Raw genomic sequence first — 2559 nt, 5'->3', positions numbered from 1 at the left:
CTTCTTTTGCGCAACACAAACGCTGACGCACCCCCGTAACGGACCCACGCATACCGGCCCACCGGGACTGCGTCAGAACCACCGCTGCAGCGGCGTAAGCCGCGATACCCTGCCGGTTCAGTCGCCGGCGATGAAGTAATCCAGTATCCAGCGGCCGCTGCCCGCCTCGACCGACACCATCAGACGATAATCGATCGGGCTGCGCACCCAGGGCGAGGCGATGAAACCGGTCGTCCCCGAGGCCTGCCGCACCCGGGTCCACTCTGGAGGCGTGGTCCCGTCAACCCGAGGGTCATCCGGGGCCCGTTGCAGCACCGCATGGCTGACCCGCATTAGTACCTCCCCGTCGTGCGAGGGGCGGTCGCGGATCGCGACCCGGGTCCCGGTTACGACCAGGGCCTCGTAAGGATCGATGGCGCCGGGCGTTGGCAGACAGAACACATAGGGTGCGCAGTATTGCGGCGCATCCCGAGTGCCCTGGACCACGCCGGGGAGGGCGAGGATCGCGTCCAGCTCCCGCCACAGGTCCTGCTGGTCGTGCATGCCGCTGCCCCAGATCCTGCGGAAGTCCTCGGCCCCATGGTCGCCGCCGAAGCTCAGCTTCGTATCCGGGCCGACATGGGCCAGCAGGGCATCGAGGTCGCGCCGGGCGACGATGTCGGCGAGCTCACGCCTGGCCTGCCCCAGCAAGGGAGGCAGCGCTTCGCTCGGCGGCGCCAGCACCGGATCGGTTCCGGCCGCCCGTGAGAGCGGCGTGGACAACGCCATCGCCATCGCCACCACAAGCGCATATCGCATTGAAGGCACTGGCGAACTCCTCCCCGGATGACGCCGGAGGCCGTGTCCGGCGGGTGGCTTCAGAGTACCTGCGGCGGCTCTGCGCCGACGATCACCACGTCGGCGGGACGGCGTGCGAACAGGCCGACGCAGACCACACCGGGAATCGGGTTGAGGGCCTGCTCGAGGCCAACCGGATCGGTGATCGAGAGATTGTGGATGTCCAGCACCCAGTTGCCGTTGTCGGTGACCACCGGCGCACCGTCGGCGCCCTGGCGCCAGACCGGCTGGCCGCCCGTCAGCGCGAGGATCTCGCGCGCGACCAGGCTGCGGGCCATCGGGATCACCTCGACCGGCAACGGGAACCGACCCAGCACGTCGACGCGCTTGCTCGGATCGACGATGCAGACGAACTTCTCGCTGGCCTCGGCGATGATCTTCTCGCGGGTCAGGGCGGCGCCGCCGCCCTTGATCAGGCGCTTGTGCGGGTCGCATTCGTCGGCGCCGTCGATGTACAGCGACAGCGGTCCGGTGGCATTGAGGTCGAGCACCTCGATGCCGTGTCCGCGCAGCCGCTCGGTGCTCTGCTCGGAGCTGGACACCGCGCCCTTGATGCGGTCGCCGATACGGCCGAGCGCGTCGATGAAATAGGCGACGGTCGAGCCGGTGCCGACACCTACGATCATGCCGTCTTCGACGTATTCGATGGCTTTTTCGGCGGCCAGGCGCTTGGATTCGGACATGGGCTGGGTACTGGAATGGAGGAAGAGGATGTCAGGTGGAAGCGGCAGCCGTGGCGCCGGGCCGCGGCCGCGAATCATTCGAGCGACAGCAGGTACTTCCATTGCGAAGCGGTGACCGGGAACACCGACAAACGGTTGCCGCGGCGGATCAGGGCGAAGTCCTCGCCCAGGCGCTCGCCATGCTGCTTGATCTCGTCGAGCGCGATCGTGCGCGACAGCTTGCGCTCGAAGGCGATGTCGACCAGTTGCCAGCGCGGCTCTTCGCGGCTGCTCTTGGGATCGTAATAGTCGGACTTGGGGTCGAACTGGGTCTCGTCCGGATAGGCGTCGCTGGCGACGGTGGCGGTGCCGACGATGCCGGGTGTCGAACAGTTGGAATGGTAGAACAGGACGCCGTCGCCGACCTTCATGCCGTCGCGCATGAAGTTGCGCGCCTGGTAGTTGCGCACACCGTTCCAGGGCTCGGTGCCGACCCGCTCGAGGTCGTCGATCGAGAAGGCGTCGGGTTCGGATTTCATCAACCAGTAGCGGCGTCGTGCGGTCATTCGGCAGGTGTCGTCTCGGAGGAGGGCGGGCGGTGGCGCGAGTGGAAGTCGTGGCTTGCGGCCTCGGTGCAGGCCGCATCCAGCGGCACGTCCCAGGGCTCGGCACGCAGGGTATCGATTCGTTGCAGTTCGAAAGCGGCGCCGACCAGCCATGGCGGCGCGGGGCGATCGCGCCGGAACGCGAGATTGCGATCGTACCAGCCGCCGCCCATGCCCAGGCGTTGCCCTTGGGGGCCGAAGCCGACCACGGGCAACACCATCAGCGTCATCGCCTCCGCCGGCAGCAGGGCCGAGGCGGGGACGTCGGGTTCGGGAATGCCGAAACGGTTCTCGACCAGGGCGTCGCCCGGACGCCAGGGCGCGAAATGCAGGCGGAAACCCTTGCCCAGTACCGGCAGACAGTAACTGCAGCCCGCCGGCAGCCGTTGCCGCCAGGGCTCCAGGTCGATCTCGCCATCGCTGGCCCAGTAGCCGGCCACATGCCCGGTGCGCGG

At 68.0% G+C, this 2559-nt stretch carries 4 protein-coding genes; all 4 read right to left on the bottom strand.

Features of this window, described 5'->3' with window-relative positions; genetic code table 11:
- Positions 1–117 precede the first annotated feature (117 nt).
- Positions 118–798, bottom strand: a complete 681-nt coding sequence (locus FKV24_RS04865) for an SH3 domain-containing protein (RefSeq protein WP_141481574.1) — start codon at positions 796–798, stop codon at positions 118–120.
- Positions 799–857: 59 nt separating this feature from the next.
- Complete coding sequence (gene rpiA, locus FKV24_RS04860) at positions 858–1520, bottom strand: ribose-5-phosphate isomerase RpiA (RefSeq protein WP_141481573.1); 663 nt, start codon at positions 1518–1520, stop codon at positions 858–860.
- A 74-nt stretch (positions 1521–1594) separates the two neighbouring features.
- Positions 1595–2065, bottom strand: coding sequence for an EVE domain-containing protein (locus FKV24_RS04855; protein WP_111267450.1), 471 nt, complete (start codon positions 2063–2065; stop codon positions 1595–1597).
- Positions 2062–2559, bottom strand: a 498-nt coding sequence (locus tag FKV24_RS04850; protein ID WP_141481572.1) for a 5-formyltetrahydrofolate cyclo-ligase, incomplete at its 5' end; no start/stop codon positions are given. The genes FKV24_RS04850 and FKV24_RS04855, both read right to left, overlap by 4 nt.

The sequence above is a fragment of the Marilutibacter maris genome (genome assembly GCF_006546735.2).
In the GTDB taxonomy this organism is placed as follows: Bacteria; Pseudomonadota; Gammaproteobacteria; order Xanthomonadales; family Xanthomonadaceae; genus Marilutibacter; species Marilutibacter maris.
Note: the sequence above shows the minus strand (reverse complement) of the source record. Positions and strands in the feature narration are given on the sequence as shown.